The following is a 17,753-nucleotide window of genomic DNA, read 5'->3' as shown; positions in this document are numbered from 1 at the left end:
AACCGAACTGGGGCGGCGGCACAGGAACAGGCGCCGAGCCGTCAGGCCGCCGTCTGTGCCTGTGCCGCCCCCACCGTCGTGGTCGCCCCCCGCCCCGGCTGCCGCAGCAGCAGCGCGACCGCCGCCGCCAGCATCGAGATGCCGCCGGCCAGCGCGTACGCCCCGTCGTAGCCCCAGGCGCCGACCACCATGGAGCCCAGGCCGCCGCCGAAGAGGCCGCTGATGAGCTTGCCGCTGTAGACGAGGCCGTAGTTGGTGGCGTTGTAGTTCTCGCCGAAGTAGTCCGGGGTGAGGGCGGCGAAGAGCGGATAGAAGGCGCCGCCGCCGAAGCCGGAGAGGAAGGCGAAGAACAGGAACAGCCACTCGCTCTTGATGTCACCGGCCCAGATCACGCCGAACTGGGCGAGGCCGAGGACGACGATGACGAAGACGAGGGTCGGCTTTCGGCCGAGGCGGTCGGAGAGCCAGCCCACCACGCCCCGGCCTATGCCGTTGATGACCGCCATCACGCCCATGGAGGAGGCCGCGACGAGGGGGCCGAAGCCGACGTCCTTCGCGAAGTCGACCTGGAACGAGATGCCGAAGATCGAGACACCGGCCGTCATGACGATCGAGACCCACATCAGCGGAAGCATGCCGGTACGGATCGCCTCCTTCGGGGTGAACTGCCGTACCGCGGGCGGGTTCTTGGCGAGGGCCGTCGTGGTCCTGGCGGCGCCCGAGTGGGTGAGCGGGTCGATGTCGGCCGGCCACCAGTTCTTCGGCGGATCCTTGAAGAAGAACGCCGCGACCAGCACCACGACCATCACGTAGACGCCGATCAGGTCCAGAACACGGTGGTAGTTGGCCGTGTCGAAGGCGTAGTTGAAGATGAAGATGAAGGGCAGCGAGCCGTAGGCGAAACCGCCGTTCACGAAGCCCGTGCGGGCGCCCCGGCGTTCGGGGAACCACTTGCCGACCATGTTGATGCAGGTCGCGTAGACCAGGCCGGAGCCGAGACCGCCGATCACGCCGAAGCCGGTGATCGCCAGCCAGATCTCGCTGATGTGGGAGAGCGCGAGGAAACCGATCAGGCACATCACGGAGCCGGTGTACATGGCGCGGCGCGCGGTCAGGATGCCCTTCTCGCGCAGCCAGCCCGCCGGGAAGGCGATGCCGGCCTGGAAGAACACCCAGACGCTCAGGATCCAGAAGGTGTTGGACTGCGTCCAGCCGTGCGCGTGGGACAGGGTGTCCTCCGCGGAGCCGTACGCGTACTCGAAGACGCTGATGGCCATCATGGCGATCCACGGCAGGTACACCATGATGGTGCGGGAGTGGCCGAGGATGTCCCGGTCGGTCTCCCCGATCCGGTACACCCGGCCGCGGGCGTCCGTGACCTCGCGGTACGGACGCCGTCCGGCGCCGGTGCTGTTCGTGGCTACAGGTTCTGCCGACATGTCACGCCATCTCCTCGCCGAGCGGATGCGGGTTGGGGACGATGCGCCGGGCGCTGGGCCTGCCCGGTGCCTTGAGGAAGAGGGCCAGCACCGCGGAGGCCAGGCCGACGGAGCCCGCGAGCACGAACGCGCCGTGGTAGTCCCCCTCACCGACGACGACCGCGCCCAGACCGGAGCCCACCAGGCCGGAGATCAGCTTGGAGCTGTAGACCAGTCCGTAGGTGGTGGCGTTGTTGTTCTCACCGAAGTAGTCCGCCGTCATGGCCGCGAAGAGCGGGAAGGCCGCCCCGCCGGCGAACCCGGAGACCATCGAGCAGAACAGGAAGAACGGCATGCTGTGCACCTGGCCGCAGACCAGTACACCGAACTGTGCGGTGCCGAGCACGACACAGACGATGATCAGGGTGCTGCGGCGGCCGTACCGGTCGGAGATCCAGCCGATGACCCCGCCCCCGGTGCCGTTGACGACGGCCTCCAACGACATGGCGGTGGCGACGATCCCGCCCGCGAACCCCATGTCCCTGCCGAACGGCACCTGGACGGCGAGGCCGAAGACATTGATGCCGGCCGTGCAGAGCAGGCAGAACCACATCATCCACAGGACGGGGGTACGCGCGGCCTCCCTGGGGGTGTACTGCCTGACCGCCGGCGGGTTCTTCGCCAACGCCCGCCGTGTTCGCGGGTCCTGAGCGACGTTCAGTGGATTGACGTGCGGCGGCCACCAGTTCTTCGGCGGGTCCCTGAAGAACCAGCCGGCCGACGCGACCACCAGACACAGCCCGATGCCGACCGAAGACAGCAGAACCCGGTGGTCGCTCAGGTCGAGCGCCGAGGTGAGGAGGAACACGAACGGAACGGACCCGTAGGCGAAGCCGCCGTTCACGAAGCCCGTCTTGCCGCCCTTGCGCTCCGGATACCACTTGCCGACCATGTTCACGCAGGTCGCGTAGACGAGACCGGCGCCGATACCGCCGCACACGCCGAAGCCGAGACAGGCGACGACCACGTTCGGCGCGAACGCCGGCGACAGACAGCCCACCAGCGTGCAGGCCGCGCCGATCAGCATGGCCGTACGGGCGGGGAGCCGTCCGCTCTCCCGCAGGTGTCCGGCCGGGAAGGCCACGGCCGCCTGGAAGAACACCCAGACGCCCGTCAGCCAGAAGATGTGCCCGCTGCTCCACAGATGCGCCTCGTGCAGCGTGTCCTCCGCCGACGTGAACGCGTACTCGGCGGAGCCGATGCCCATCATGCCCACCCAGGGCAGGACGACCATCCATTTCCGTTTCCGGCCCATGAGATCGACGTCTGTCTCGCCGATCCGGTACCTGCGGCCGTTGCGGTCCGTCACCTCCCTGAAGGGGACGGACGCCGGTAGATCGATGGATGACATGTTCGCTCAGCACCCCTTGCGTCGAAAGTTCTGGCCAGCGCCCCCTGTCCAATGCCTTTCGTGCGCGCACGGGTTCCGGGGCCGGCCGAGGACGCGCTCCGCCGGCCGGCCCCTTCCTCGGTCACGTCATGACCCGCCCCCCGACAGTCCGCTGCCCAGCAGCCCGGCCGCCCGCGCCCAGCGGTACTTGGCGCCGAGCACGGCCACCGGCCGTTCGGTCGTGTACGGATATGCCACGACCCCCCGCTCGTACAGGTACTGGCAGGCCTCCTCGACCTCGACGTCCCCCGCGAGCGAGGCGACGACCGGCTTCTCCACGCCCCGCTCCCGGAACTCCGCGACCACCCGCGCGGTCAGCTCCGCGAACACCATCGGCGGGGTGACGATGGTGTGCCAGTAGCCGAGGACGAGCGCGTGGATCCGCGGGTCCTCAAGGCCGAGCCGGATCGTCGCCTCGTACGTCGACGGCGGCTCGCCGCCCGTGATGTCCACCGGGTTGCCGGCGGCCCCGAAGGGCGGGATGAAGCGGCGGAAGGCCTCGTCCAGGTCCGGTGGGATCTCCATCAGGGAGAGCCCGTTGTCGGTCACCGCGTCGGACAGCAGCACGCCGCTGCCGCCCGCGCCGGTGATGATCACCACGTTGTCGCCCCGCGGGGTCGGCAGCACCGGCAGGCCCCGCGCGTACTCCAGCATGTCGTTCAGGCCCGGCGCCCGGATCACCCCCGCCTGCCGCAGGATGTCGTCGTACACCGCGTCGTCGCCCGCGAGCGCGCCCGTGTGCGAACCGGCCGCCTTGGCCCCGGCCGCCGTACGGCCCGCCTTGAGGACCACGACCGGCTTCCTCGGTACGGTGTTCCGCGCCGCCTCGACGAAGGCGCGGCCGTCCTTCAGGTCCTCCAGGTGCATCGCGATGCACTCCGTGTGCGGGTCCTCGCCGAACCAGGTCAGCAGGTCGTCCTCGTCCAGGTCCGACTTGTTGCCGAGGCCGACGATCGCCGACACCCCCGTCTTCGTGGTCCGCGCGAAGCCCAGGATCGCCATGCCGATCCCGCCCGACTGGGACGTCAGCGCCACGCCGCCCTTCACGTCGTACGGCGTGCAGAACGTGGCGCACAGGTCCTGCCAGGTGGAGTAGTAGCCGTAGATGTTCGGGCCGAGGAGGCGGATGCCGTGGCGTTCGCCGATCGCGACGATCTCGGCCTGGAGTTCGTGCTCGCCGGTCTCCGCGAAACCGGACGGGATCAGGACGGCGTTGGGAATCCGCTTCCGGCCCACCTCCTCCAGCGCCGCTGCCACGAACTTGGCGGGGATGGCGAAGACGGCCACATCCACCTCACCGGGAACGTCCGTGACACTCTTGTACGCCTTGCGGCCCAGAATGTCATCGGCCCTGGGGTTCACCGGATGGATCTCCCCGGCGAACCCGCCGTCCACGAGGTTGCGCATCACCGAATTGCCGATCTTGCCCTGCTCGTTGGAGGCGCCGATCACGGCGACGGAGCGGGGCTGCATCAGCCGGCGCATGCTGGTGAGGATCTCCTCGCGTGAGTACTTCCGGCGCGGTGGCGGCTGCTGCCGCGCGAGGATGATCCGGATGTCGGCGGCGACCGCGCCCTCCGGGGTCGCGATCACCGGGTTGAGGTCCACCTCGGCGATCTCCGGGAAGTCCGCGACCAGTTGGGAGACCCGGCGGATCTGCTCGGCGACCGCCCACCGGTCCACACCGGCCTGCCCGCGCACACCGCGCAGCACGTCGGCCGCCTTGACGGAGTCCAGCATCGACAGCGCCTCGTCGGCGGTGACGGGCGCGAGCCGGAAGGTCACGTCCTTCAGCACCTCGACCAGCACCCCGCCCAGGCCGAAGGCGACGACCTTCCCGAAGGTGGGGTCGGTGACCGCGCCGACGATGACTTCCGTCCCCTTCGGCAGCAGCTCCTGCACCTGGACGCCCTCGATTCGGGCCCCGGAGTCGTAGGCGCGCGCGTTCTCGACGATCCGGTGGAAGGCCGCGCGCACGTCCGCCGCGCCCTCGACGCCGACGATCACCCCGCCCGCGTCGGTCTTGTGCAGGATGTCCGGCGAGACGATCTTCATCACCACCGGCCCGCCGAAGCGCGCCGCGTACGCCACCGCCTCGTCGACGTCGGTGGCCAGCTCCTCGCCCGGTACGGCGATCCCGTACGCGTCGGCGATCACCTTGCCCTCCGGCGCGGTGAGGGCCGTACGGCCCTGAGCCCGCACCGAGTCGAGGAGTTCACGGACCCGCGGCTCCCGGTCCTCTGCCATCACGTCAGATCACTCCGTTCGACTTGAGCAGGCGCAACTCCTCGTCGCCGAGACCGAGTTCGCCGACGTAGACCGCTTCGTTGTGCTCGCCGAGCAACGGCGAGGCCGTGACCTCGACAGGGGAGTCGGAGAGCTTGAGCGGGCTGCCGACGGTGACGAACTCGCCGCGCTCGGGATGCGGGACGGTCACCACCATCCCGTTGGCGACCAGCGACTCGTCCTCGATGATCTCCTTGGTGGAGAGGATCGGCCCGCACGGGATGTCGTGGGCGTTGAGCTGCTCCAGCACCTCCCACTTGGGGAGCGCCGAGGACCACTCCTCGATCAGCTGGAACATCTTGTTGAGCTTGGGCAGCCGGGCCTCCGGGGTCGCCCACTCGGGGTCGTCCGCGAGCTCGGGCCGGCCGATCAGCCGGGTGATCGGCTGCCAGCCGACCGGCTGCACGATGACGTACACGTAGTCGTTCGGGCCGCCCGGCGCGCACTTGACCGCCCAGCCGGGCTGGCCGCCGCCGGAGGCGTTGCCGGAGCGGGGCACCTCGTCGCCGAAGTCCTCGTTGGGGTATTCGGCGAGCCGGCCGTGGGCGAGCCGCTGCTGGTCGCGCAGCTTCACCCGGCAGAGGTTGAGCACGGCGTGCTGCATGGCGACGTTGACGCGCTGGCCGCGGCCGGTGCGCTCCCGCTGGAAGAGTGCCGCCAGTATTCCGGCCACCGTGTGCACGCCGGTGCCGGAGTCGCCGATCTGCGCGCCGGTGGCCAGCGGCGGACCGTCCTCGAAGCCGGTGGTCGCCATCGACCCGCCCATGGCCTGGGCGACGACCTCGTAGGCCTTGAAGTCGGTGTACGGCCCGTCCCCGAACCCCTTGATGGAGGCGTACACGATCCGCGGGTTGATCTCCTTGATGCGGTCCCAGGTGAACCCCATCCGGTCGACCGCGCCCGGGCCGAAGTTCTCCACCATCACATCCGAACGGCGGATCAGCTCGGTCAGGAGTTCCCTGCCGCGCTCGGTCTTGGTGTTCAGGGTGATGCTCCGCTTGTTGCAGTTGAGCATCGTGAAGTAGAGGGAGTCGACGTCCGGGAGGTCGCGCAGCTGCCTGCGCGTGATGTCACCGGTCGGCGCCTCCAGCTTGACGACGTCAGCGCCGAGCCAGGCGAGCAGCTGGGTGGCGGAGGGGCCCGACTGGACGTGGGTCATGTCGAGGACGCGAATGCCCTCAAGTGCCTTGGCGGTCATCGGCGTTCACCTCACTTGTACATGGTCTGGTTCATGGTTCCGGGGGCGTACGCGTCCGGGTCGACCCAGACGTTGACCAGCGACGGCTTGCCCGACTCCCGGGCCCGGCGCAGGGCGGGGCCGATGTCGGCGGGGTCGCGGACCTCCTCGCCGTGACCGCCCAGCATCTGGGCGAACTTGTCGTAGCGGACGTCACCGAGGGTGTTGCCGACCCGCTCGCGCTCCTTGCCGTACTTGGCGGCCTGGCCGTAACGGATCTGGTTCATCGAGGAGTTGTTGCCGACGATCCCGACGAAGGGGAGGTCGTAGCGGACCAGGGTCTCGAAGTCCCAGCCGGTCAGGGAGAAGGCGCCGTCGCCGAAGAGGGCGACCACTTCCTTGTCCGGGCGGGCCTGCTTGGCGGCGAGCACGAAGGGAACGCCGACGCCGAGGGTGCCGAGCGGGCCCGGGTCCATCCAGTGGCCCGGCGACTTGGGCTGGACGACCTGCCCGGAGAAGGTGACGATGTCGCCGCCGTCGCCGATGTAGATCGAGTCCTCGGTGAGGAAGTCGTTGATCTCGCTGACCAGACGGTACGGGTGGATGGGCGACGCGTCCGAGCGCAGCTGCGGCAACCGCTTCTCGATCGCCGTCTGTTCGGCGGCCCGCAGCTCGTCGAGCCATTCCTTGCGCCGGGAGGCGCCCCCGTCGACCCGGCCCGAGGCGGCCTCGGTGACCGACTTCAGGACCAGTCCCGCGTCCCCGACGATCCCGAGGTCGATGTCCCGGTTCTTGCCGACCGTGCGGTAGTCGAGGTCGATCTGGACGACGGTCGCGGTGGGGGAGAGGCGCTTGCCGTAGCCCATGCGGAAGTCGAAGGGCGTACCGACGATCACGATGACGTCGGCGTGGGAGAAGGCGTACCGGCGGGAGAGCTGGAAGTGGTGCGGGTCGCCGGGCGGGAGGGTGCCGCGTCCCGCGCCGTTCATGTACGCCGGGATGTTGAGGGTGCGGACGAGGTCGATGGCGGCGGCGGTGCCGCGGGTCGTCCAGACCTGGCTGCCGAGCAGGATGGCCGGTTTCTCGGCGTGCACGAGGAGGTCGGCGAGCTTCTCTACGGCGTCGGGGTCGCCGGCCGAACGGGTGGCGGCCCGGTAGGCGCCCGCCTTGGGTATGCGGGCCTTCTCCGCCGGGACCTTGGCGTCCAGGACGTCGCGGGGTATCTCCAGGAAGGAGGGGCCGGGCGCGCCGTGGTAGCACTCACGGAACGCCATGGAGACCATGTCCGCGGCGCGGGCGGTGTCCGGGACGGTCGCCGCGAACTTGGTGATCGGCGCCATCATGTCGACGTGCGGCAGGTCCTGCAAAGACCCCATCTTGTGCTGGGTGAGCGCCCCTTGGCCGCCGATCAGCAGCATCGGGGACTCCGCGCGGAAGGCGTTGGCGACCCCGGTGACGGCGTCGGTCGTACCCGGACCGGCGGTCACGACCGCGCACCCCGGCCTGCCGGTGATGCGTGCGTAGCCGTCGGCGGCGTGGGCGGCCACCTGCTCGTGGCGGACGTCGACGACTTCTATGCCCTCGTCGACGCAGCCGTCGTAGATGTCGATGATGTGGCCGCCGCACAGGGTGTAGATGCGGTCGACCCCCTCGGCCTTCAGCGCCTTGGCAACGAGATGACCACCGGAAATCACGTCCTGGGTGTCGTCGGGCATGGCGAAGTCCTGTCCCTTCGTAGGGGGTGGGAACGCTCTCGCGGTACATTGCATACAGTCGACGAATACTGTATGAACCTTGTTATCCCGCATCCGGTGGGTGGTGTCCAGGGGGCGTGCGGCACTTTCCAGACAGGAGCCGAAATGGACCTGTACGAACACCAGGCAAGGGAACTCTTCGAGGAACACGGCATCGTGGTGCCGAGGGCCGAGGTCACCGACTCGCCCAAGGAGGCCCGCGAGATCGCCCGCCGGCTCGGCGGCAGGGTCGTCGTGAAGGCGCAGGTCAAGACCGGTGGCCGGGGCAAGGCCGGCGGAGTGAAGCAGGCCGCCGACCCGGCCGCGGCGGAACTCGCGGCGCGTCAGATGCTCGGCACGCGCATCAAAGGGCACCCGGTCGGCAAGGTGATGCTGGCCCAGCCCGTCGACATCGAGAGCGAGTTCTACGTCTCCTACGTCCTCGACCGGGCGGCCGGCGGCTTCCTGGCGATCGCCTCCGCCGAGGGCGGCACGGAGATCGAGGAGGTGGCCGCGACCCGGCCCGAGGCGGTGGCACGGGTACCCGTCGATCCCGCGGTCGGCGTCACCTCCGCCAAGGCCCAGGAGATCGCCGCGGCCGCCGGGCTGCCGCCGCAGACGGTCGACGTCCTCGTACGGCTGTGGCAGGTGCTGGTCCGCGAGGACGCGCTGCTCGTCGAGGTGAACCCGCTCGTGCGCAGCACGAGGGGCCGGATCCTGGCACTCGACGGCAAGGTCACCCTCGACGACAACGCCCGCTTCCGGCAGGCGCGCTGGGGCGCCGACGAGACCGGGCACCACGACCCGCTGGAGGCGGCGGCCGCCGCGAAGGGGCTCAACTACGTCAAGCTCGACGGCGAGGTCGGCGTCATCGGCAACGGCGCGGGCCTGGTGATGTCCACCCTGGACGCGGTGGCCGGCTGCGGCGCACGGCCCGCCGACTTCCTGGACATCGGCGGCGGAGCGTCCGCCCAGATCATGGCCGACGGACTGTCGGTGATCCTCTCCGACCCGGCCGTGAAGTCCGTCCTCGTCAATGTCTTCGGCGGGATCACGGCGTGCGACGCGGTCGCCGACGGCATCGTCCAGGCCCTGGAGACCGTCCGGCTGACCAGACCGCTGGTGGTCCGCCTCGACGGCAACAACGCGGCACGCGGCCGGGCGATCCTCGACGGCCGCGCGCACCCCCTGGTCGAACAGGCCACCACCATGGACGGCGCCGCGCGCCGCGCCGCCGAACTCGCCCACACCGCCTGAGGAGCCGGGACATGGCGATCTACCTCACCAAGGAGAGCAGGGTCCTCGTCCAGGGCATGACCGGCGGCGAGGGCATGAAGCACACGCGGCGGATGCTCGCGGCGGGGACGAACGTCGTCGGCGGGGTCAACCCGCGCAAGGCCGGCCGGACCGTCGACTTCGCCGACCGTGCCGTCCCGGTCTTCGGCACGGTCGCCGAGGGCATGGCGGCGACCGGCGCGGACGTCACCGTCGTCTTCGTGCCGCCCGCCTTCGCCAAGGCGGCGGCACTGGAGGCCGCCGACGCCGGCATCGGCCTCGCGGTGGTGATCACCGAGGGCATCCCGGTCCACGACTCGGTCGCCTTCACCTCGTACGCCCGGGCCAGGGGCACCCGGATCATCGGGCCCAACTGCCCGGGGCTGATCACGCCCGGCCAGTCCAACGCGGGCATCGTCCCCGCCGACATCGCCAGACCCGGCCGGATCGGTCTCGTCTCCAAGTCGGGCACGCTGACCTACCAGCTCATGTACGAGCTGCGGGACATCGGCTTCTCCACCTGCGTGGGCATCGGCGGCGACCCCGTCGTCGGGACCAGTCACATCGACTGCCTGAGCGCCTTCCAGGAGGACCCCGACACCGCACTCGTCGTCCTCATCGGCGAGATCGGCGGCGACGCGGAGGAGCGGGCCGCCGCCTACATCCGGGAGCACGTCACCAAGCCGGTCGTCGGCTACATCGCCGGGTTCACCGCACCCGAGGGCCGCACCATGGGGCACGCGGGCGCCATCGTCTCCGGTTCGGCCGGCACCGCGCGGGCCAAGCGGGAGGCGCTGGAGGCGGCCGGGGTGCGGGTGGGGAGCACACCGACCGAGACCGCGCGGCTGGTCCTGGAACTGCTCGACGCCCGTCAGCCCGAGGGGAGCTGAACCATGGCTTTCGTGCAGAAGCCCGGCACCGCGTGGCGCGACGCCTGGACGCGCTGCCTGGCCGTCGCCCCCGAGGCCTTCCGGGACGACCGCGTCCTCAACCTCTGGTCCGCCGCCTGGCGGCCCGACGGCCGGCCGCTGCCCGCGACCAGCCCCGTCGACGGCAGCCCGATCGCCGGCGCCCCGCGGCTCGACCGCGACACCGCGCACCGGGCCGTCCGCGCCTGCCTCGACCAGCACCGCGCCTGGCGGCACGTCCCCCTGGCGGAGCGCCGGGCCAGGGTGGCCGCCACCCTGGAAGCCCTGACCGAGCACCGTGACCTCCTCGCCCTGCTGCTCGTCTGGGAGATCGGCAAGCCCTGGCGGCTCGCCCGGGCGGACGTGGACCGGGCGATCGACGGGGTGCGCTGGTACGTCGACGGCATCGAGCCGATGCTCGCGGGGCGGGGCCCGCTGGACGGGCCGGTGTCCAACATCGCCAGCTGGAACTACCCGATGAGCGTGCTCGTTCACGCGGTACTGGTCCAGGCCCTGGCGGGCAACGCGGTGGTGGCGAAGACCCCGACGGACGGCGGGGTCGCCTGTCTCACCCTGGCCTGCGCCCTGGCCGCCCGGGAGGGCCTGCCCGTCACACTGCTCAGCGGCAGCGGCGGCGAGCTGTCCCAGGCGCTGGTGCGGGCGCCCGAGATCGGCTGCGTCTGCTTCGTCGGCGGCCGGGACACGGGAGCGGCGGTGGCCACGGCCGTCACCGACCTCGGCAAGCGGCACGTACTCGAACAGGAGGGACTCAACACCTGGGGCATCTGGAACTTCACCGACTGGGCCGCGTTCACCGCCGTCGTCCCCAAGCTCTTCGACTACGGCAAACAGCGCTGCACCGCCTACCCGCGCTTCGTCGTCCAGCGCGAGCTGTTCGACGAGTTCCTCACCGCCTACCTTCCCGCGGTGCGCCGGCTCCGTATCGGCCACCCCCTCGCGGTCGCCGACCCCGCCGACCCGCCGCCCGAGCTGGACTTCGGTCCGGTGATCAACGCGGCCAAGGCCAAGGACCTGACCGACCAGGTCGCCGAGGCGGTCGACCGCGGCGCCGTCCCACTGCACCGCGGCAGCCCGGCCGGCGCCCGCTTCCTGCCGGGCCAGGACACGTCGGCGTACGTCCACCCGGTCACCCTCCTCAACCCGCCCCCCTCCTCCCCGCTCCACCACGCGGAACCCTTCGGCCCGGTCGACACGATCGTCCTGGTCGACACCGAGGCCGAACTGCTGGCCGCCATGAACGCCTCCAACGGCGCGCTGGTCGCCACGCTCTCCACCGACGACGCGGCCGCCTTCGCCCGCCTGGCCCCGCAGATCCGCGCCTTCAAGGTCGGCCATGGCACGCCACGCTCCCGCGGCGACCGCGACGAACTCTTCGGCGGCTTCGGCGCGTCCTGGCGGGGGGCCTTCGTCGGCGGCGAGCTGCTGGTGCGGGCGGTGACGAAGGGGCCGGCGGGGGAGCGGCTGCCGGGGAACTTTCCCGAGTACCAGCTCATGCCCTGACATCCGAGTACCAGCTCATACCCTGACAGCGGGTGTCGGCCCACGCCCTGACGGCGGCGAGCACAGGGCGATGACCTGCTCGGCGAGCCGTTGCGCCGCTCCCTGTCGGACAGGGGCGGGGCGGGCTCGGCACGAGGTGGTTCGCTTCGGCGCGTACCAGGGCGGAGACCGTGGCACGCGGTCCGCATCGGGGGGAGCAGCAGGTCGGGGGTGCCGACGTGGTGGACGACCCGACGGTCGTCGTCGGGTCGTCGTACGACACCAGGACCTGGACCGAGCGGACGATCTCCGCCGGATCCCGGCCCAGGCCGGCGCAGTGCGCGTCCAGTACCCGGGCGCGTTCGGCGATGAACCTCACGGTGTTGTGCGGCGGCCCGGGCAATCGCCGGGTCCGAGCCGCTGTCGCAGACCGATGTGCCGGGGCGGCCGGGGGTGGACCGCACGACGACGGTGGCGCTCCTGGACGGGCTGGAACGGCGCGGGCTGGTCGAGCGCCGGCGCGGTCCGCGGGACCGACGGCGCGACATCGTCGAACTGACCGATGCCGGGCGCCGGCGCAGGGGGCGGGCCGAGGAGGCGCGGCCGGCGACCGAGAGACGGTTTCTCGCGCCGGCGGCGAGGGACGGTTTCTCGCGCCGCTGGACGACGCGACGGGCCGCGACCCTGATCCGGGCGCTGCGTGCGCTGCTGCCCGGGCGGTAGCGGGCCGGGCACGCGCTGGGACGGTGCCCACCTGCGGGAATGCCAACGGAAACGCAGGTGAAAGGCACTCCGAAAGCTTGGTATTGTTGTCTCTGTCGCCGCGGGGAACACCCCCGGTCAGGCGGCATACACCTAGTCCGGGTGGCGGAATGGCAGACGCGCTAGCTTGAGGTGCTAGTGCCCTTTATCGGGCGTGGGGGTTCAAGTCCCCCCTCGGACACTCGCTATAGCGATACGCGGATGAGGGCCTCGACCTAACGGTCGCGGTCCTACCCGCATATTCGTAACTGATCGTGATCCCGAGGGCTTCGTAGAACGGGCTCTTCTTCTCTGCGTCGACGGCCTGCACACGTTGTGTGATATCTCCGAGTCTCTCAGTGATCTCCCGGATCTGGTCGGCGCTGAGGGGGGTTTCCTTCTTTCGAGTGGCGGCGGGTGGTGTGTCGAGCTTCTTGCGTGCTGCCTCCTTCTCCGCCTGCGCCTCGTTGATCCATTGAGTGACGACGGCGGGGTCGGCGCCGGCTTCGAGGGCGGCCTGGTAGCGGGCGAGACGCCGCTCGCACTCCTTGACCGTCTTGCGGGCCTGAGTCTGCTGCGGACTGAGCGTCTCGGCCGCGTGCGCTGCCGCGCTGGCTTGGGCGAGGGCGGTGAGGGTGGCGGTGAGCCGGTCGGGGGCGAAGGCTTTCGCGATCCATCGGTCCAGAGCCCGGCAGGCCACGTCCTCCCGGAGGTAGACGGTCCGGGGGTGGTCCAGGCCGGGGTGGAGGGACTGTTCCTGTTCCTTGAACTCGCAGCGGTAGTAGACGGTGTTGCGGATCGTCGCGGGCTGCATCTTGCGCCCGCACGTCTCACATCGCACCCGCCCGCGCAGTGCGTACGTCCGTTGCCCCTGCGGTTGTCGTCCGGGGCGTTCGAGGCGCTGCGGCATGCGGGCACGCTGCCGGCGGATCTTCTTGACGGTGTCGAAGAGCTGGGTGGTGACGATCGATTCGTGGGCTGCGTCGTTGGACCATACCCACTGGTCGGCCGGGTTGTGGGTCATGCGGGTGCGGTGGCCGAGGGTGACGTCGTAGAGGTGCTCCTCCTTGCGCTGTTTGTTCCAGATCTCGTAGCCGGTGTAGGGGGGGTTGATGAGGATCGCTCTGACCGCTCCGGCCCTGCCATGCGATCTTCTTCCGGTGGGGGTTGCGGGCCGCGTCATGGGCGGAGGGGCAGGGGATGCCTTCCCGGGTGAGCTGGGCGGCGATGGCCTTGTCGCTCATGCCGTCGACGTACATCTGGAAGATCCGGGCCACGGTGGGGGCCGCGGCGGGGTCGGGCTCCAGGCGGTGGATCCGCTGTCCCGTCGCGGCCTTGGCCGGGTTCGGGTGTGGCCCCGCGTCGCCGATCAGGTACCCGTACGGGGGGCGTCCGCCGAGGTAGCGGCCCTGGAGCTGGGCCTGGGAGCTCATGGCGGTCCGGACCCGGATTTTGATGCGGTTGCGAGATCGCGTAGAACTACGTGATGTAGGGCGGAACGTGGTGGAGTTCCGCTTCAATGTATCAGCCACGCATTACCGTGGATTCGGCGAATTAGCAAAACGCCAGGTCAGGCGGAGTCGACCCGAATTCGGGTCGACTCCGCTCACGTGCCCTTGGCTGGATTTTGGCTGGATAAACTGACGCTTCGTCACCTGTTGTCATCCGTCGTTCTCCGCACGCTGGCTGGATCGCTGCCGGATGTAGCTGAACGGCGAGTCAGTTCGGAGGGGCGGCCTGTATGCCCGCGTGGGCCGAGCGCTTCGGGTAATCGCGCCCTGGGGCCTGGATGCGGCGAACGGCCATGTCGTGGCCCGCACGGGCCGGTTGGCTGGACGTCATGGCTGTCCCGAGGCCGCACCTGGCCGCAGGTTCGAGTCCTGGGCAGGAGCCCCAAAACATGGCTGGTCGTGCGCGGGGCGCTGACCTGCGTATTTGTGCCACAGTGGCGGTTGAGGGGAGGTCTCGGCTGGTGCCGCTCCCGTCGCGCGCGGTCTCAGCGGTGGATGAACCCCCAAGCGCGGTGCCGAAGACAAGCCCCGGCTGACGCCTTCGACGAGTTCGGTTGACATGCCGGAAGGCCGGGGCGTCGACGATTGGGCATGGGTGGCTCGAAAGGCGCTCGGTGGAGCCCAAGGGCTCCACCGAGGCGACTACTTGTGTTCGGACTTCTTCTCCGCCGTCTTTGTCATCCAGGACTGACAGGCCCATCGGGCGAGGCCGCCCACGGCGAGGGACACGAGAAGGGCGCCCCAGTCGACGATGTGCGGGAGTCCGGGGAAGAAGGCGAAGAAGGCGAGCGTGACGACGAGGCCGACGAGGAACGCGGTGATCCCGACCCGGCGCCTGCGTGTCTCCAACGTCTGGTCCGAGTTCTGCCCCTCTTGCTGCTCGATCATGGAACGACTCACTTCGTGATGTGGTGGCACTGGCTCACACGGCGCACCCCGTTGACGTAGAGGTGGCCGCACGCTTTCCCATAACGAGGCAGCTTCTGGGGAGAGTTGTTCCTCATCGGGTCGATCTTGCACTCGCTGTGGGTCCGGCCGCGTGACGTGCGGTAGGTCCGGTTGTTGGTGTCGGCGTACGTGAAGTCGATGCGCCAGTTGCAGAAACCGCTGCTGAGCGCTCCCACGAAGGCGCAGTCGACACCGGCGTTCTGGTATGTGATCTTCCTGTCACTGCCTCGGATGATGTGCGTGAACATGCAGCCGGTCGGGACCTTCATGGTCATGCCGCCCACGCTGTACTCGAAGGTTTGCACGGGAGTCGACCCGAGCGCGGTGGCGTGCGCCCCCGTTGGCGCGGTGAGAACGAGGGCTCCTGCGGCGGTGAGAGCCGTGGCGAGGCGCGTGACGTAGGGCATGACGAAGGTTGTCCCCTTCTGTGATCTTTCGATGAGTACCCGGGACAACCGTGTCCGCCGTTGGTCGGTTGCTGGATTCAGGCTGATTCACTGCCTTGAGTGATCAAAGAGTAAGTGGGCTGACCAGCAGAAACGTTCACAGTGCCGTTCCGGGTTCCTGAAAGGGATGACCTTGACGGATGTCGAACCCGCAGGGTGGCGGGGGAGCATACCGGTCTGGGCTGAGACTTTCCCGGGTTCGGCGGGTACGACGGACAACTGGTGCGTCGGCGAGATGGTGGGAGGCATGGCGAATGCAGATCGTGCGCAGTCGATTCCCTCTCCAGGGGGTGGCAGATGGTGACCCCCACCCACCGTTCATGTCCGGTACGTCGTTGTCGACGGGCCAGCGGGCGAGGAGTTGGGACGGCGCCAATTGAACGTGATCCGCGACATCTGAAAATCCTGACGGATCAAGAGCAAAGCAGCTTGCGCAGGAGTCGCCAGGTCTTGAGCGTGGCCATGGCCTGCTCGCCCAGCGCCCGGATTTTGGCATGGGCGCGGTTGACCGCCTGCTGACCTGCGGAGAGTTTCTCCCATCGACCGCGGTAGGGCACACGGACGGTTCCACCGGCCCCTTGGTATCCCTTGTCGGCCCAGCAGCGGATGCCGGCTTCGGTCAGCGAGTCGGGAATGCCGTGTTCGCGGGCCGTGCGAAGGTCGTGAACGGCTCCGGGCAGCGCGGGCGAGGCCCACAGCAGCCTCCCTGCCGGGTCCGCCAGGACTTGCACGTTCATGCCGTGTCTCTTGTGTTTGCCGGAATAGAAGGGCTGGTCAGCGGCGATGCGGTCAATGGGCAGGAGGGTTCCGTCCAGGATCACGAAGGCTTTGCGGGAGGCAGTGCGCACCGCTTGGGCGAGGTCGGGAGCGAGGGCGGCCAGCAGTTCGACGGCCTCGCTCACGTACCGGTAGACGGTACTGAGGCTGATGCCGAACCCGGTGGCCAGCTGGGCGTAGGTGTGTCCGCATCGCAGGTGGGCCAGGACCAGCAGGGCCTGCCGGGCCGTTCCGAGCCGGCGCCACCGTGTTCCGCGTTCACAGCGCAGGGCCGTCAGCTTCCCGGCCAGGAACCGTAGGGCTGAACTGGACAGATCGAGTCCCGATGGGGAGACGAGCATGCGAAGCTCCGGGCGGACAGGTTGATCTTGGTCGACACCTCGTCTACCAGGAGCTTCACTTCGTCATGCACGCGGTGCCCCGCTGTCGTGCGACCTGACCTGGGCCGGGGGGCTTCGCATCGGTCTTCAGAGTGCAGGCAGCGGAAGCGCCACCCGTCTTCCCAGACCGAACTCCTCGGCCTCGTCGTTACTGACGATCGCGACGGTTCCCGCAGGGAGGCCAAGAAGGGTGGCCACGCGGGACGCCACCGCCAGAAGATCCCCCTCGCCGGCTCCGGTGATGAAGAAGACGTAGACGTCCCCGTCCTCCGCTCCCTCATCGAAGACTTCCACGTCACCTTGGTCTTCGAGATCGGACAGGAAGTCCTCGACCTCCTCAATCCAGGGAAACGGGTAGGCGCCGTCCGGCAGGCCGGGCGTCGGCAGCAACGGCACGTGGATCTCAACAACCATGGTGGGCACGAAGGTCATCTTGCCCCCAGAGTCTCCACCCGGCTCAACCAGGAGCGAGCCGCGTCAACAGCCCTGCTGAGGTTGAAAAGGGCTCAGTGAAGAGGCGACAAGGGTGGAGTGACGACGAAGTTGTCTTAAGGGCTGATCAAGTTTGTTTCGCGCAGGTCACCGGGACCTGCCCGCCCACGACGATGTACCAGTTGTAACCATCCCTGCCGCACTCGCGGTAGACCGGCCCACTGCTGCCGCGGCCGAGGGCGAGAAGACAGAAATTGTTTTGGATTACGTCGCCGCGGTGGACGTAGCGGACGACGGGAGAGTCGGGCTGGGCGACCGGGGCGTCGCCCTTCGGCATGCGCACCGCGACCTTCGTGCCCGTGATCCGAATCCTGCAGTGTGTCGGTTCTGCCCGGCTCTGGACCTGCGCCTCGGCCGGCGCGGGTGCAAGAGCTCCGCACCAGGCGGCAAGGTCCAGCAGCGGTTGGGCGAAGAAGGCGTCGTACACGAGACGGGGGCATCTCTTGCTCCTTCTGTCGAAACCAGATGTGACGGGGTGCAGGGCGTCGCGGCTTGCGCTGGCGGGCCGGGCATGAACTCCCCGCTGGGTGTTTCCTGCAACGACCGACGGGCATGCGAAGCGCTGCAGTATTGCCCGAATTGGCAAAGTATGCCGCCATATGATCAAACGCGATGATTACTGACGAGGGCGTTTTGATGTCGTCTCGCTGAGGTTCGCTGACGGACGGCCCTGACGGCGCTATGTCGTTGGTGTGAGATACGCGCAAGGCG

At 69.2% G+C, this 17,753-nt stretch carries 15 protein-coding genes and 1 tRNA gene; 5 read left to right on the top strand and 11 right to left on the bottom strand.

What is annotated here, in order from left to right:
- Window positions 1-41: 41 nt before the first annotated feature.
- The 5 genes from AB0P24_RS38995 to AB0P24_RS38975 all read right to left on the bottom strand — a co-directional run bounded on the left by AB0P24_RS38995 (window position 42) and on the right by AB0P24_RS38975 (window position 8,046).
- The gene (locus AB0P24_RS38995) at window positions 42-1,439 is read right to left on the bottom strand and encodes an OFA family MFS transporter (protein ID WP_365802577.1); all 1,398 of its coding nucleotides are present in this window, start codon (window positions 1,437-1,439) and stop codon (window positions 42-44) included.
- A gap of 1 nt (window position 1,440) precedes the next feature.
- The gene (locus AB0P24_RS38990) at window positions 1,441-2,829 is read right to left on the bottom strand and encodes an OFA family MFS transporter (protein ID WP_365802575.1); all 1,389 of its coding nucleotides are present in this window, start codon (window positions 2,827-2,829) and stop codon (window positions 1,441-1,443) included.
- A gap of 126 nt (window positions 2,830-2,955) precedes the next feature.
- Window positions 2,956-5,115, bottom strand: a complete 2,160-nt coding sequence (locus AB0P24_RS38985) for an acetate--CoA ligase family protein (RefSeq protein WP_365802573.1) — start codon at window positions 5,113-5,115, stop codon at window positions 2,956-2,958.
- Between the two features lie 4 nt (window positions 5,116-5,119).
- The gene (gene frc, locus AB0P24_RS38980) at window positions 5,120-6,352 is read right to left on the bottom strand and encodes a formyl-CoA transferase (RefSeq protein ID WP_365802571.1); all 1,233 of its coding nucleotides are present in this window, start codon (window positions 6,350-6,352) and stop codon (window positions 5,120-5,122) included.
- 11 nt (window positions 6,353-6,363) lie between these two features.
- Entirely contained in the window at window positions 6,364-8,046 is a 1,683-nt protein-coding gene (locus AB0P24_RS38975; protein WP_365802569.1) for a thiamine pyrophosphate-binding protein, read from the bottom strand.
- A gap of 144 nt (window positions 8,047-8,190) precedes the next feature.
- Here AB0P24_RS38975 and sucC point away from each other — a divergent pair, with 144 nt between their 5' ends.
- From sucC to AB0P24_RS38950, 5 genes are all read left to right on the top strand, one after another.
- Window positions 8,191-9,321, top strand: coding sequence for an ADP-forming succinate--CoA ligase subunit beta (sucC, locus tag AB0P24_RS38970; protein ID WP_365802567.1), 1,131 nt, complete (start codon window positions 8,191-8,193; stop codon window positions 9,319-9,321).
- A gap of 11 nt (window positions 9,322-9,332) precedes the next feature.
- Window positions 9,333-10,229, top strand: coding sequence for a succinate--CoA ligase subunit alpha (gene sucD / locus AB0P24_RS38965; protein ID WP_365802565.1), 897 nt, complete (start codon window positions 9,333-9,335; stop codon window positions 10,227-10,229).
- 3 nt (window positions 10,230-10,232) lie between these two features.
- Entirely contained in the window at window positions 10,233-11,768 is a 1,536-nt protein-coding gene (locus AB0P24_RS38960) for an aldehyde dehydrogenase family protein (RefSeq protein WP_365802563.1), read from the top strand.
- A gap of 381 nt (window positions 11,769-12,149) precedes the next feature.
- A complete protein-coding gene (locus AB0P24_RS38955; RefSeq protein ID WP_365802625.1) occupies window positions 12,150-12,470 on the top strand; it encodes a MarR family transcriptional regulator in 321 nt (106 codons plus the stop codon).
- Window positions 12,471-12,605: 135 nt separating this feature from the next.
- A tRNA-Leu gene (locus tag AB0P24_RS38950) sits at window positions 12,606-12,690 on the top strand.
- Here the strand turns inward: AB0P24_RS38950 and AB0P24_RS38945 are convergent.
- The 6 genes from AB0P24_RS38945 to AB0P24_RS38920 form a co-directional block, all read right to left on the bottom strand.
- On the bottom strand, window positions 12,655-13,671 hold the full coding sequence (locus AB0P24_RS38945; RefSeq protein ID WP_365802561.1) for a recombinase family protein: 1,017 nt from the start codon (window positions 13,669-13,671) through the stop codon (window positions 12,655-12,657). The genes AB0P24_RS38950 and AB0P24_RS38945 overlap by 36 nt on opposite strands.
- A gap of 970 nt (window positions 13,672-14,641) precedes the next feature.
- Window positions 14,642-14,887, bottom strand: a complete 246-nt coding sequence (locus AB0P24_RS38940; RefSeq protein WP_365802559.1) for a hypothetical protein — start codon at window positions 14,885-14,887, stop codon at window positions 14,642-14,644.
- Window positions 14,888-14,895: 8 nt separating this feature from the next.
- Window positions 14,896-15,354 (bottom strand): hypothetical protein, encoded by a 459-nt coding sequence (locus tag AB0P24_RS38935; protein WP_365802557.1) that lies wholly within the window; start codon window positions 15,352-15,354, stop codon window positions 14,896-14,898.
- A 452-nt stretch (window positions 15,355-15,806) separates the two neighbouring features.
- Window positions 15,807-16,511, bottom strand: a complete 705-nt coding sequence (locus AB0P24_RS38930) for a transposase family protein (protein WP_365802555.1) — start codon at window positions 16,509-16,511, stop codon at window positions 15,807-15,809.
- 126 nt (window positions 16,512-16,637) lie between these two features.
- Window positions 16,638-16,982, bottom strand: a complete 345-nt coding sequence (locus AB0P24_RS38925) for a hypothetical protein (protein ID WP_365802553.1) — start codon at window positions 16,980-16,982, stop codon at window positions 16,638-16,640.
- Between the two features lie 127 nt (window positions 16,983-17,109).
- The gene (locus AB0P24_RS38920; protein WP_365802551.1) at window positions 17,110-17,469 is read right to left on the bottom strand and encodes a hypothetical protein; all 360 of its coding nucleotides are present in this window, start codon (window positions 17,467-17,469) and stop codon (window positions 17,110-17,112) included.
- Window positions 17,470-17,753: the final 284 nt, after the last annotated feature.

Source organism: Streptomyces sp. NPDC086519 (assembly GCF_040686075.1).
Lineage (GTDB): Bacteria > Actinomycetota > Actinomycetes > Streptomycetales > Streptomycetaceae > Streptomyces > Streptomyces shenzhenensis.
Note: the sequence above shows the minus strand (reverse complement) of the source record. Positions and strands in the feature narration are given on the sequence as shown.